Here is a 13,160-nt window from a genome sequence, read left to right as displayed (position 1 = left end):
CGGGATCGAACCGCCGACCCTCTGCTTGTAAGGCAGATGCTCTCCCGGCTGAGCTAATCACCCGTGTGCTTCGCTGAGGTGGCGAAATTTACGCAGGTATCGAACCTAAGTCAATACCCCTGTTGAAGTTTTTTTAAAAAACCGCAAAAAAGTTGCTCTACCCTTCGAACGACAAGCTGCCCGCAAGAGCAGAAACCGCCGTGTACCTCATGAAACGCCAAGCGTAAAACGCGTTACCGGTAAATCATCTTCTTGGTCATGCCACCGTCGACCACGAACTCCTGCCCTGTAACAAAACCGGAATTCTTCGACAGCAGCCAGGCCACCATCGCCGCCACATCCTCCACCGTCCCTACCCTGCCTGCTGGGTGCTGGGCATGGTCGGACTCTGTCAGCGGTTCGGCACGGCGCTGGGAAGGATCACGGGCATCGATCCAGCCCGGGCTGACCGCATTGACCCGGATCTCCGGGCCAAGGCTTACCGCCAAGGCGTGGGTCAAGGCCAATAGTCCGCCCTTGCTGGCGGCATAGGCTTCGGTATCGGGCTCGGACTGTGCCGCCCGGGTCGAAGCCAGGTTCACGATCGCGCCACAATGCGCACGCAGGTACGGCGCACAATGCTTGGCCAGCAACATCGGCCCACCCAGGTTGACCGCCAGCACACGGTTCCAGTGCGCAAGGCTGAGGCTTTCCAGGGTGGTATTGTGCGGGTCGGCAATGGCCGCATTGCAGACCAAGGCATCAAGCCGACCGAACTGGCCCAGCACCTCGGCAACGCCGACTGCGACCTGCGACTCATCGGCGACATCCATGCCTACGAACCAGGCGTTGTCACCCAGCACTTTGGCCGCCGTGGAGCCTCGCGCACGATCAAGGTCGGTCAGCACCACCTGCCAGCCTTCGCAAATCAGCCAGGCGGCAATGCCCAGGCCGATCCCCCGTGCCGCACCGGTAACCAGTGCGACACGACCGTTATGACTGCTTTCGGGTGCTGACCAGTCGATCACAGCGCTGCCAACCCGCGGGCCAGATCGGCCTTCAGGTCAGCCACATCTTCCAGGCCGACCGCTACACGGATCAGGCTGTCGCGGATGCCCGCAGCCTCACGCTCCTGCGGCGACAAGCGACCATGAGAGGTGGTGCCAGGATGCGTGATGGTGGTCTTGCTGTCGCCCAGGTTGGCAGTGATCGAAATCAAGCGGGTAGCATCGATGAAGCGCCAGGCGCCCTCCTTGCCTCCCTTGACCTCGAAGCTTACCACCGCACCGAAGCCACTCATCTGACGTTGAGCCAGTGCGTGCTGCGGGTGGCTCTTGAGCCCGGCGTAGTGAACCTTCTCGATGCCTTCCTGCTGCTCCAGCCAGTCGGCCAGCGCCTGTGCATTGGCACAGTGGGCACGCATCCGCAGATTCAGGGTTTCCAGGCCCTTGAGGAAGATCCAGGCGTTGAACGGGCTCAGCGACGGCCCCGCCGTGCGCAGGAAACCGACCACTTCCTTCATCTGCTCGGCGCGACCGGCAACCACACCGCCCATGCAACGACCCTGGCCGTCGATGAACTTGGTCGCCGAGTGCACGACGATGTCGGCACCCAGCTTCAGTGGCTGCTGCAAGGCCGGCGTGCTGAAGCAGTTGTCGACCACCAGTTGCGCGCCTTTGCGATGAGCCACTTCAGCCAACGCGGCGATATCCACCAACTCGGCCAGCGGGTTAGACGGCGACTCGACGAACAGCAGCTTGGTATTGGCCTTGATCGCCGAGTCCCAGGCAGCCAGATCCGTCAGCGGCACATAGTCAACCTGCACGCCAAAGCGCTTGAAGTACTTCTCGAACAGGCTGATGGTCGAGCCAAATACGCTCTGCGACACCAGCACATGATCACCAGCACTGCACAGGGCCATCACGGTCGAGAGGATCGCGGACATCCCCGTCGACGTGGCAACGGCCTGCTCGGCGCCTTCAAGGGCGGCAATGCGCTCCTCGAAAGCCCGAACGGTCGGGTTGGTGTAGCGCGAATAGACATTGCCCGGAACATCGCCTGCGAACCGTGCGGCAGCATCCGCCGCAGTACGGAACACATAGCTGGAGGTGAAGAACAGCGGATCGCTGTGCTCACCTTCCGGCGTGCGATGTTGACCGGCACGTACCGCCAGGGTATCGAACGCAACCCCTTCAAGGTCGCTGTCGAGGCGCCCGGCATCCCATTCCTGTGTCATGCCGCTGCTCCCAATCAGTTGTTGTAGAGGTCGATGATCGCGCTGACTGCCTGATTCTTGACCTTGGAGGCATCGTTACGCGCCTGCTCGATCTTCTCGAGGTAGACCTCGTCGATATCGCCGGTCACGTATTGGCCGTCGAATACCGCGCAGTCGAAATGTTCGATCTTGATCTTGCCGCCACCGACTGCGTCGATCAGGTCCGACAGGTCCTGGTAGACCAGCCAGTCGGCGCCGATCAGGTCGGCGACGTCCTGAGTGGTGCGATTGTGGGCGATCAGTTCATGAGCGCTCGGCATGTCGATACCGTAAACGTTAGGGAAACGCACTGCTGGCGCCGCCGAACAGAAGTAGACATTCTTCGCACCCGCTTCACGGGCCATCTGAATGATCTGCTTGCAGGTAGTACCGCGCACGATCGAGTCATCGACCAGCATGACGTTCTTGCCACGGAACTCGAGTTCGATGGCGTTGAGCTTCTGGCGGACCGACTTCTTGCGCGCAGCCTGGCCAGGCATGATGAACGTACGGCCGATGTAGCGGTTCTTGACGAAACCTTCGCGGAACTTGACGCCCAGGTGGTTGGCCAGTTCCAGCGCGGCAGTACGGCTGGTATCGGGAATCGGGATGACCACATCGATGTCGTGGTTCGGGCGTTCGCGCTGGATCTTCTCGGCGAGTTTCTCGCCCATGCGCAGGCGAGCCTTGTAGACCGAAACGCCGTCGATGATCGAATCAGGACGCGCCAGGTAAACGTGCTCGAAAATGCACGGGGAATATTTCGGATTGGTCGCGCACTGACGGGTGTGCAACTGGCCGTCTTCGGTGATGTACACCGCTTCGCCCGGCGCCAGGTCACGAATCAGGGTGAAACCCAATACGTCCAGAGAAACGCTTTCGGAGGCAATCATGTACTCGACGCCTTCGTCGGTATGACGCTGCCCGAAGACGATTGGACGAATGGCATTCGGGTCGCGGAAACCGACAATGCCGTAACCCGTGATCATGGCCACGACGGCGTAGCCACCACGGCAGCGATTGTGAACGTCGGTCACGGCAGCGAACACGTCTTCTTCGGTCGGCTGCAACTTGCCACGCACCGCCAGTTCATGGGCGAAGACGTTGAGCAGCACTTCCGAATCGGAACTGGTGTTGACATGACGCAGATCGGATTCGTAGATTTCCTTGGCCAACTGCTCGACGTTGGTCAGGTTACCGTTGTGCGCCAGGGTAATGCCGTACGGCGAGTTGACGTAGAACGGCTGAGCCTCGGCCGAGGTCGAGCTGCCCGCAGTCGGGTAGCGCACATGACCAATACCCATGTGCCCCACCAGACGCTGCATGTGGCGCTGCTGGAACACATCACGCACCAGACCATTGTCCTTGCGCAGGAATAACCGGCCATCATGGCTGGTCACAATACCGGCAGCGTCCTGGCCGCGGTGCTGGAGGACGGTTAGCGCGTCATACAGCGCCTGATTGACGTTCGACTTACCGACGATACCGACGATGCCACACATGCGACGCAACCCCTACTTAATGAAACTGGACTGAACAGCACTCAAGGCGTTTTGGGGCCCAGGAGCTGCTCCTTGAACGGGAGATCAACCGGTGCGGTGATCCCGCTGGCGAGCCACTGACTGGTAAACCCCAGAATAAGGTTTTTCGACCAGTCAGCGACCAATAGAAATTGTGGCAAAAGCCGGGACTCCTGCCACCACGGATCCTGTTGTACCGGCCCCAGGCTCAGCAGCCCGACCGCTACGACAACCAGCAAGCCCCCTCGCGCGGCGCCGAAGGCCATGCCAAGGAAACGATCGGTCCCGGACAACCCGGTGACACGAATCAGCTCGCCGATAATAAAGTTGATCATTGCCCCCACCAGCAAGGTGGCGACGAAAAGAATGGCGCAGCCGGCGATGACACGGGCTGAAGGCGTCTGGATATAGCTGTCCAGGTACTGCGATACACCGCCACCAAACATCCAGGCCACAGCCCCGGCGATAGCCCAGGTAAGCAGCGACAAGGCTTCTTTGACAAAGCCGCGCTTTAAACTGATCAGCGAGGAAATGGCGATAATCGCGATGATCGCCCAGTCGACCCAGGTAAATGCCACGGTGCTGCCTGCAAACGGATAAGGCGGCGCATTTTACCAGAGCGATGAGCTATCGGTAAGCGGTGATTTGCCGTCCGGTAACGGCCGGACGGCAAGGTTTAGCTGCGCTCTGGCTGAAAACGAACGACAAAGCCCTTGAGGTTGTGCTGACGCCCCAGAAGATCACGCAGGCGCTCAGCCTCGGCACGCTCGATCAACGGCCCGACAAACACCCGATTCATGCCATCGGACGAACGAATGTAAGCATTATAGCCCTGGCTACGCAGGGTTTTCTGCAAGCTATCGGCACTGGCACGGTTGGACAGGCTGGCCAACTGTACCGACCAACTGACCGGCAGGCCATTGACATCGACCTTGCTCGGCGCAACAGGCTTGGCCGCTGCAACGGCAGCGACCGGTGCAGGTGCTGGCTTGCTCACCGGCGCTGCTGCGGGGGCGACAGGCTTGGCCGCAGCAGGCACCGGCACAGGCGTCGTGACCGGCGCTGGCGCGGGCACAGGCGCCGACACCTGTGCGACCGGCGCACTCGGAGCCGATAACACCGGCACCTGCTGCACCGCAACCGACTCATCAGGCAACGGCTGCGGCTCAGGCACCTGAACCGGCTCAACCTGCACCTGCGGCAAAACCGGCATGGCAGGCGCTTCCGGCGCCTCGACACGCACCTGACGCAGCTCATCCTCGCGCGAGAACAACATCGGCAGGAAGATCACTGCCAGCGCCACCAGTACCAGTGCGCCGACCATACGCTGCTTGACGACCTTATCCAGCGACGCCATCTACCTCGTCCTCCTTGGCCTGCCGGGCGAGCCACTCAAGGGCTTCACCGACACAGAAAAATGATCCGAACAGCAGAATCTCATCGTCCGCCGTTGCGTGCGCACACTGCCCTTCAAGGGCCGCCGCGACACTTGGATAAGACTGCACGTTCGCACCAAGATTCTCTAGCGCTACCTGCAATTCGACAGCCGGTCGGCTGCGGGTGCTCTCCAGCGGCGTTACCGCCCAGCACTGAACCTGCCGGCACAACGGCTCGATGACGCCCGCCAGGTCTTTGTCGTTGAGCAAGCCAAACACCGCCAGGCGCTTGCCACGAGGCGCTCGCACCGCCAGTCGCTGCGCCAGGTACTGCGCTGCATGAGGGTTATGCCCCACATCCAGCAGAATATTCAGGCGCTTGCCCTGCCAGGTGAACTGCCGACGATCGAGGCGCCCGACGATCCGGGTAGCCTTCAGGGCAGCAATGAGCTGCCCTGCACTCCAGGGCAAATCCAGCAACAGGTAAGCCTGCAATGCCAACGCCGCGTTTTCCATCGGCAGATCAAGCAACGGCAAGTCCTGCAGCTCTACCGCATTGCCACGCGCATCAACGCCCCGCCACTGCCAATACTGGTCAGTACTGGAAAGATCGAAGTCACGACCCCGCAGGAAAAACGGGCAGCCCAACTCACGCGCCTTGTCGAGCAAGGGCTGCGGCGGATTGAGGTCACCACACAAGGCTGGCTTGCCCTGGCGGAAGATGCCTGCTTTTTCGAAGGCAACCGATTCACGGGTATCACCCAGCCAGTCGGCATGGTCGACACCAATGCTGGTGACAACGGCAATGTCGGCATCAACCAGATTGACCGCATCCAGCCGACCGCCCAACCCGACCTCCAGCACAACGGCGTCCAGCGCCGACTGCTGGAACAACCAGAACGCCGCGAGCGTACCCATTTCAAAGTACGTCAGGGAGATGTCGCCACGCGCAGCCTCGACAGCCACAAACGCGGCGCACAACTGCGCATCGCTGGCCTCAACGCCCTCGACCTGCACGCGTTCGTTGTAACGCAGCAGGTGCGGCGAACTGTAGACACCGACCTTGAGGCCCTGCGCCTGCAACATCGCAGCGATGAAGGCACAGGTCGAACCCTTGCCGTTGGTGCCGGTCACGGTGATTACCCGTGGAGCCGGCTTGCCCAACCCGAGCCGCGCCGCAACCTGCTGCGAGCGCTCAAGCCCCATGTCGATGGCCGACGGATGCAACTGCTCCAGGTAGGCAAGCCAGTCGCCAAGGGTACGTTCGGTCATACCGTGGCAGGCGCCGACGGAACGGCAACAGGCTCGGCAACCGAGGAAACGATCTTCGGCGTTGGCAGCCCCATCATCTGGGCCAGCAGCGTACCCAGGCGCGCACGCAGCTCCTGACGTGGAATGATCATGTCGATTGCGCCGTGCTCAAGCAGGAACTCACTGCGCTGGAAGCCTTCCGGCAGTTTCTCGCGCACGGTCTGCTCGATCACTCGCGGACCCGCGAAGCCGATCAGCGCCTTTGGCTCACCGACGATCACGTCACCCAGCATTGCCAGGCTGGCCGAGACGCCGCCATACACCGGGTCGGTCAGCACCGAAATGAACGGAATACCTTCTTCACGCAGACGTGCCAGCACGGCCGAGGTCTTGGCCATCTGCATCAGCGAGATCAGCGCTTCCTGCATGCGCGCGCCACCGGAAGCGGAGAAGCAGACCATCGGGCAACGGTTTTCCAGGGCATAGTTGGCCGCACGTACGAAACGCTCGCCAACGATGGCACCCATCGAGCCACCCATGAAGGAGAACTCGAAAGCACTGACCACAATCGGCATGCCAAACAGCGTACCGCTCATGGAGATCAGCGCATCTTTCTCGCCCGTCTGCTTCTGGGCACCGCTCAGGCGGTCCTTGTACTTCTTGCCATCACGGAATTTCAGACGGTCAACCGGCTCCAGGTCAGCACCCAGCTCGGCACGACCTTCGGCATCCAGGAAGATGTCCAGGCGCGCCCGCGCACCGATACGCATGTGGTGGTTACACTTCGGGCAGACATCCAGGGTCTTTTCCAGCTCCGGACGATAGAGTACCGCTTCGCAGGATGGGCACTTGTGCCACAGCCCTTCAGGCACGGAACTTTTCTTCACCTCGGAACGCATGATCGAAGGGATCAGTTTGTCTACCAACCAGTTGCTCATGCTTTCTTTCTCCAGTAGCGGCGACCGCAGACAGCGTACTGTCGGGTCACGCGTATGCCCTTGAGCCAATTCGTGTTTGTAAGAAGGTGGCACGGACCCGCGAGGTCTCGCGTCGATCCCGCACCCCATTCACTCTTTACAGGCGATGCCACAGGCACCACCCGGTAATTTCGACCGGCCTTGCGGCACAGCCAGGCAGCATCAGGCTGCGATAGCTATGGACGATGGCCCGCCGCCAACCGTCACATCCGCGTATCACGCGTGACGCACCGCATGCAAAAACGCTTCGATACGGGCCGGATCCTTGATCCCCTTGGCCTGTTCGACGCCACCGCTGACATCCACGGCATAAGGCCGAACCTGCATAATGGCCGAGGCTACATTATCAGCGGTCAGACCACCGGCAAGGATCACCGGTTTGCTCAATTTCTCCGGCACCAGCGACCAGTCGAAGGACTCGCCCGTACCGCCAGGCACGCCAGCCACGTAGGTATCGAGCAGAACGCCACTGGCGTTGTGATACAGGCGGCAACTGGCTTCCAGGTCGTCACCAGGGCGCACCCGCAGCGCTTTTATCCAGGGGCGATTGAAACCCTCGCACTGCTCAGGCGTCTCATCACCATGGAACTGCAACAGGTCCAGCGGTACCGCGTCGAGGATTTCGTTGAGCTCACAGCGACTGGCGTTGACGAACAAGCCCACAGTGGTGACGAACGGCGGCAACGCGGCGATGATCGCGCGCGCCTGATGCACGTCAACCGCCCGTGGACTCTTCGCATAAAAGACCAGACCGATAGCATCAGCCCCTGCCTCGGCCGCTGCCAGCGCATCTTCTACCCGGGTAATCCCGCAGATTTTGCTGCGAACTGCTGACATACTCGGTAAAACCTCAGCTGAACCGGAAAGCCCCGGATGTTAGCAAATGACTTGCCAGTCGTCAGCCGCCAATGCTTCGAAGCCGGTCAGGAAGTGCGGACCGATAAAACGCTCGGGCAAGGCGAACTCTTCGGGATACTCGACCTGCACCAGGTACAAGCCATAAGGGTGGGCCGTAACGCCCGCACTACGGCGGTCGCGGCTTTCCAGCACCTCGCGCGCCCACGTGACCGGGCGCTCACCCGCCCCGATGGTCATCAGCACACCGGCAATATTTCGAACCATATGGTGCAGGAAGGCACTCGCACGAATATCCAGCACGATCATCTTGCCGTGACGGGTAACTCGCAGGTGATGGATTTCCTTGATTGGCGACTTGGCCTGGCACTGTCCTGCACGAAACGCACTGAAGTCATGGGTACCCACCAGAAAAGCTGCCGCTTCGGCCATGCGCTGAACATCCAGCGGGCGGTGGTTCCAGGTCACCTCCTGCCCCAGGTGAGCCGGACGGATCTGATCGTTGTAGATCACATAGCGATAGCGCCGGGCGGTGGCCTTGAAGCGCGCATGAAAATGCGCCGGCATTTCCTGCGACCAGGCGACACTGATGTCATGGGGCAAGTTGATGTTGGCCCCCATGACCCAAGCCTTGCTGCTGCGCACGACCTGGGTGTCGAAATGCACCACCTGGCCACAACCGTGCACGCCTGCGTCGGTACGCCCCGCACAAACCAGGGAAACCGGTGAGTCCGCCACCTTCGACAGGGCCTCCTCAAGCGTCTGCTGTACGCTCAACACGCCACTGCGCTGACGCTGCCAGCCGTGATAGCGCGAGCCTTTGTACTCGACGCCCAGGGCAATTCTGAAAAAGCCTTCGGCCGCTGCTTCGGCGGCCGCGTTATCAATGATGTCCAAGGGGATACAACCTGTCGATTTACGCAATGGCGGGGAGTATAACGACAACGGCAGCCACCAGGGCTGCCGTTGCAGGTACAGGAAAGAACTCAGGCCAGTCGCGAACGCATTTCACTGGCTTCGCGGCGCTGCTCCTGATCGCCCTCCTTGACGACCTCGTCGAGAATATCGCGGGCCCCTTCGCTATCACCCATATCGATGTACGCCCGAGCCAGGTCCAGCTTGGTCGCCACTTCATCAGTACCGGCCAGGTAATCGAACTCTGGCTCATCCGTCAGGCTGGCAGCATCCTCAGCGGTAAACCGTGGCTCGATCGGCGGCGACTCAAGATGCTGCGAAAGCTTGTCGAGTTCGGCGTTGACGTCATCCAACTCAGACGCAAAGCTGGCCGAAGCAGCATCCGCATCATCCGACAGGCTCAGGTCGAAATCATCAGGGAAATCCAGATCACCCAAGCCTGAAAGCTCAGGCAAGTCGGCCTCAAGCCCCAGCGACTCATCAAATGCCGCCAATTCGGCCGCGATATCACGTGGTGCCTCAGCGACCGAAGGCGATGGCTGGTCACCAACATCCAGATCAAAATCGGCCAGATCATCCAGCGGCTCAGGCTCAGGCTTAGCCTCAGCCTCTACGACCACTTCAGGCTCTGCGGCAGGCTCGGGTTGCGGCGCTGGTTCAGGCGCCTGCGGTGCGGCAATCTGCTCCTGCAGCACCGAATCAAAACTCAGATCATCTTCCGTCTGCGGTGCTACCTGCTCGGTCAACTCCGGCACTGCGGCCTCTTCGACGACCGCGGCATCCCCCAGGTCAAGCCCTTCCAGATCGCCCAGGCTCAGATCAAAAGCGTCGTCCAGGTCATCCTCGGATACCGGCGGCGCAACCTCGGCCGGCGATTCATCCTGCAGCAGCTCCTTGACGTACTGCGCATCCAGTTCAGCAGCCAGGGCGGCAGCACCCGCCACAACGGCGACCATCGCCGGGAAACGGGTCTTCAGCGCTTCAACATCTGCGTGATTCTGCCCCGTGGCGATCAACTGACGCTCATGGCCGGTAAACGCATCACGGTCACCTTGACGTGCGTAGACTTCCATCAATTTCAAACGCAGATCACTGCGTTGCGGCGCCTGCTCAACCGCAGGCTCAAGCAACTCGGCCGCATGGTTCAGACGACCTTGGGCAATGCTCAGCTCAACTTCCGCCAACAATGGGTCTACTGGCTCAGTCACGACCTGAGGCTCAGCCACCAACTCCGGCTCGACCTTGGCCACCGGAGCAACCTTGGCCACCGGCGCAGGCTCAACGGCTTGAGGCGCAGGCTCGGTCGGTGCCTGCTCGGCCGCCGTAGCCGCCGCCGCGGATGCCGCGACCACGGCAGGCGCCAGCTTGACACTTGGCGCCGACACTTCCAGCCCCTCGAAGCTGCTTTCCGGCAGGTCCAGATCAGGACCCAATTCGGACTCTTCAGCCAGTGCACGCGCCATGCGCAGGTGCTTCTCCGCTTCCTGCTGTGCCTTGCGCTTACGCGCCAACAACAGCAAAAGCAGTAGCAACACCAGAAGCGCCGAGCCTGCGATCAACGCCAGCAACAGCGGGTTGCCCAGCAGATCATCCAGCGAAGTCTTGGCGACCTGCGCATCGGCCGGCGCAGGCGCTGTATCGGCTGCAGTCGGTGCGGGCGTAACGACTGGCTCAGTCGCTGCCGGCTGCAATTGCGCGGATATCACAGGCTGCTCAGGGGCTGCGCTTGCGACAGGCTCTGGAGCCGTTGCTGCCTGGGCCTCCAGCCGGGCCAACTGATCGTTCTTCAACTGAATAAGGCGTTGAAGCTTGTCCAGCTGGCTTTGCAGATCGGTCATGCGCTCTTTCAGTTCGGCGTTGTCCCGACGACTGGTATCGAGGCTTTCCTGAGTCGTCGCCAGCTTGTCCGTCAACGCCTTGTTACCCGAAGCGCCCTTGGCACCGGGCGTCACCAGACGCAGGTTATCCTGCTTGGCGATGCGCGCCGGAGCAGCCTGTGCCTTGACACGGTGCGTAGCGTCCAGTTGACGGGCGCGCGGCCCCAGGCGGCGCCCTTCGCGCCAGGCCGCATACTGCTCGGCCACTTCTTTCACAGCCTGAGGCTGAGGGGTGCTCTGAATCTGTTGAGCATCAGGCAGGCGCAACACCTGCCCGGTCTTGAGCTGATTGATATTGCCGTTGATAAAGGCATCCGGGTTCAAGGCCTGGATCGCCAGCATGGTCTGCTGCACCGAACCGCCCTGACGCGCCTTGGCGGCAATTTCCCACAAGGTGTCACGGCGAACCGTGGTGTAGCGTGCCGGCGCGGTCACTGCCGGAGTCACCGCAGCCGCCTGCGCAGACTGTGGCGAGAACTTCGACTGATCGATCAGTACGCTGTAATCACGCAACAAGCGCCCGTTGGGCCACATGACCTGGACAAGAAACTTGACCATCGGTGCCGGCAGCGGCTGACTGGACGTCACCCGCAACACACTTTTGCCAGCCGGATTGATGACCGGCGTGAACGTCAGGTCATTGAGGTAACCCAGGCGCTGGACGCCAGCCTTGGCGAACTCTTCATTCGGCGCCAGGCTCGGCGCGATTTCAGCGGCGGTCAGGTCACGCACATCAAGCAATTCGATTTCAGCATCCAGCGGCTGGTTCTGCGCCGACTTGAGGGTCAGCTCGCCCAAGCCGAGGGCATGCGCCATACCGGACGACAGCGCCGACGCGGCGGCTATTGCTAACACCAGTTTGCGAATTCGAAGCATGACCTCATCCTTTGTGTGAACCTTCCCCGGCAACCGAGAAGAAGTGAAAAACCGCCCTGAGGCATCGACCGGCATCAAGCTGCGAGCCATTTTGCAAACTGCCCCGCAAGCGCCCTATGGCCGCTCACTTCCAGCAATCCAGAATCTTTGTGCAAATTGTCGCCAAGTATCTTTTACGTAAAGTCTTTTATCAACAATTCCGCCAGTTGCACTGCGTTCAAGGCCGCGCCTTTGCGCACATTGTCGGTGGTCAGCCACAGGTTGAGCTGCCCGGCTTCGTCGATACCACCACGCACCCGCCCTACATAGACCACATCCTGCCCCACCGCGTCACCAACCGGCGTCGGGTAGTCACCGGCATCGACCAGCTCCACCCCTTCAGCTGACTCCAGGGCAGCATTCACCGCCACCAGATCAACCGGCGTACGACTGTGCAACGACACACTGTAGCTATCGCCGAAAAACACCGGGACTTGAACGCAAGTCACGGAAATCTTTAGTTCAGGCAACGCCAGCAGCTCACGCAACTCGGCGACCAGGCGACGCTCCAGCGCACCATGCCCCTCACTGTCACAGGCGCCAACCTGAGCCAGCAGATTGAACGCCATCTGCCGGTCGAAGAAACGCGGCTCCAGCGGACGCGCATTGAGCAACTCGGCCGTCTGCCGCGCCAGTTCGTTGACTGCTTCACGCCCCTGGGCCGAAACCGCCAGGCACGCGGTCAATTGCACACGCTCCAGCGCCAGCAGGCCCTTGAGCGGTGCCAATGCCACCGCCAGCGCCACTGCTGCGGCACTCGGGCTGCGCAGCTGCTTGGGCGCCGCCAGGCTGGCAACCAGGGCTGCGTTGGCTTCCGGCACGACGGCAGGCGCCTGATCGGCCGACAAGGCACCGGACAGGTCGATCACCGCGCACCCGGCGGCCTGCGCACGGGGGGCGAAACTCAGGGTCACGGCCGGGCTGGCGGCAAAGAACGCCAACTGGACCTGACTGAAATCAAACGCATCCACCTCGCGTACGCGCAGGTTCTTGCCCCGGTATGCCACCGAGCTGCCGGCCGACTCTATGCTCGCCAGCAGGTGCAACGTACCCAGCGGAAAATCGCGCTCCTCAAGAATCTGCACAAGGGTTTCGCCGACCGTTCCGGTGGCGCCGATCACGGCAATATTGATGGGCTGACTCATGAAAAATCCTCTGCGGGTACGGCGGGAGCGGCACTTTACTTGGATTCTGCCCCAAGGGACACCTCAAGCCGGCAGGAAAGCTTCAAGAACAGGCGG

General features: G+C 61.3%; 11 protein-coding genes. All 11 read right to left on the bottom strand.

Going from position 1 to position 13,160, the window contains the following annotated elements; translation table 11 throughout:
- Positions 1 to 233 precede the first annotated feature (233 nt).
- Complete coding sequence (locus IE038_RS22475; protein WP_189396320.1) at positions 234 to 1,007, bottom strand: SDR family oxidoreductase; 774 nt, start codon at positions 1,005 to 1,007, stop codon at positions 234 to 236.
- The gene (locus tag IE038_RS22470) at positions 1,004 to 2,215 is read right to left on the bottom strand and encodes an O-succinylhomoserine sulfhydrylase (RefSeq protein WP_189396319.1); all 1,212 of its coding nucleotides are present in this window, start codon (positions 2,213 to 2,215) and stop codon (positions 1,004 to 1,006) included. The genes IE038_RS22475 and IE038_RS22470 overlap by 4 nt, the downstream gene beginning before the upstream one ends.
- Positions 2,216 to 2,229: 14 nt before the next feature.
- Entirely contained in the window at positions 2,230 to 3,735 is a 1,506-nt protein-coding gene (gene purF / locus IE038_RS22465; RefSeq protein ID WP_189396318.1) for an amidophosphoribosyltransferase, read from the bottom strand.
- Between the two features lie 41 nt (positions 3,736 to 3,776).
- Complete coding sequence (locus IE038_RS22460; RefSeq protein WP_189396317.1) at positions 3,777 to 4,331, bottom strand: CvpA family protein; 555 nt, start codon at positions 4,329 to 4,331, stop codon at positions 3,777 to 3,779.
- Positions 4,332 to 4,429: 98 nt separating this feature from the next.
- Positions 4,430 to 5,110, bottom strand: coding sequence for an SPOR domain-containing protein (locus IE038_RS22455; protein WP_189396316.1), 681 nt, complete (start codon positions 5,108 to 5,110; stop codon positions 4,430 to 4,432).
- The gene (folC, locus tag IE038_RS22450; protein ID WP_163939040.1) at positions 5,094 to 6,401 is read right to left on the bottom strand and encodes a bifunctional tetrahydrofolate synthase/dihydrofolate synthase; all 1,308 of its coding nucleotides are present in this window, start codon (positions 6,399 to 6,401) and stop codon (positions 5,094 to 5,096) included. Before folC ends, IE038_RS22455 begins: the two co-directional genes overlap by 17 nt.
- A complete protein-coding gene (gene accD, locus IE038_RS22445; protein WP_163939042.1) occupies positions 6,398 to 7,318 on the bottom strand; it encodes an acetyl-CoA carboxylase, carboxyltransferase subunit beta in 921 nt (306 codons plus the stop codon). Before accD ends, folC begins: the two co-directional genes overlap by 4 nt.
- Positions 7,319 to 7,573: 255 nt before the next feature.
- Positions 7,574 to 8,194 carry a phosphoribosylanthranilate isomerase gene (locus tag IE038_RS22440; RefSeq protein WP_163939043.1) on the bottom strand — a complete coding sequence of 207 codons (621 nt, stop codon included), beginning with the start codon at positions 8,192 to 8,194 and terminating at the stop codon, positions 7,574 to 7,576.
- 39 nt (positions 8,195 to 8,233) lie between these two features.
- The gene (gene truA, locus IE038_RS22435; RefSeq protein WP_438810795.1) at positions 8,234 to 9,115 is read right to left on the bottom strand and encodes a tRNA pseudouridine(38-40) synthase TruA; all 882 of its coding nucleotides are present in this window, start codon (positions 9,113 to 9,115) and stop codon (positions 8,234 to 8,236) included.
- Between the two features lie 83 nt (positions 9,116 to 9,198).
- Positions 9,199 to 11,880 (bottom strand): motility hub landmark protein FimV, encoded by a 2,682-nt coding sequence (locus IE038_RS22430; protein WP_163939047.1) that lies wholly within the window; start codon positions 11,878 to 11,880, stop codon positions 9,199 to 9,201.
- 173 nt (positions 11,881 to 12,053) lie between these two features.
- Positions 12,054 to 13,064 carry an aspartate-semialdehyde dehydrogenase gene (locus IE038_RS22425; protein ID WP_189396315.1) on the bottom strand — a complete coding sequence of 337 codons (1,011 nt, stop codon included), beginning with the start codon at positions 13,062 to 13,064 and terminating at the stop codon, positions 12,054 to 12,056.
- Positions 13,065 to 13,160: the final 96 nt, after the last annotated feature.

The organism is Pseudomonas laurentiana, assembly GCF_014648275.1.
Classification (GTDB): domain Bacteria; phylum Pseudomonadota; class Gammaproteobacteria; order Pseudomonadales; family Pseudomonadaceae; genus Aquipseudomonas; species Aquipseudomonas laurentiana.
The sequence above is the reverse complement of the archived record's forward strand: the minus strand, read 5'-3'. Positions and strand labels throughout refer to the sequence as shown.

Excerpts from the sequence above, each read along its gene's own strand:
- purF (WP_189396318.1), bottom strand. The coding sequence starts at position 3,735 with ATGTGTGGCATCGTCGGTATCGTCGGTAAGTCGAACGTCAATCAGGCG.
- IE038_RS22425 (WP_189396315.1), bottom strand. The coding sequence starts at position 13,064 with ATGAGTCAGCCCATCAATATTGCCGTGATCGGCGCCACCGGAACGGTC.
- IE038_RS22430 (WP_163939047.1), bottom strand. The coding sequence starts at position 11,880 with ATGCTTCGAATTCGCAAACTGGTGTTAGCAATAGCCGCCGCGTCGGCG.
- IE038_RS22455 (WP_189396316.1), bottom strand. The coding sequence starts at position 5,110 with ATGGCGTCGCTGGATAAGGTCGTCAAGCAGCGTATGGTCGGCGCACTG.
- accD (WP_163939042.1), bottom strand. The coding sequence starts at position 7,318 with ATGAGCAACTGGTTGGTAGACAAACTGATCCCTTCGATCATGCGTTCC.
- IE038_RS22440 (WP_163939043.1), bottom strand. The coding sequence starts at position 8,194 with ATGTCAGCAGTTCGCAGCAAAATCTGCGGGATTACCCGGGTAGAAGAT.
- IE038_RS22470 (WP_189396319.1), bottom strand. The coding sequence starts at position 2,215 with ATGACACAGGAATGGGATGCCGGGCGCCTCGACAGCGACCTTGAAGGG.
- folC (WP_163939040.1), bottom strand. The coding sequence starts at position 6,401 with ATGACCGAACGTACCCTTGGCGACTGGCTTGCCTACCTGGAGCAGTTG.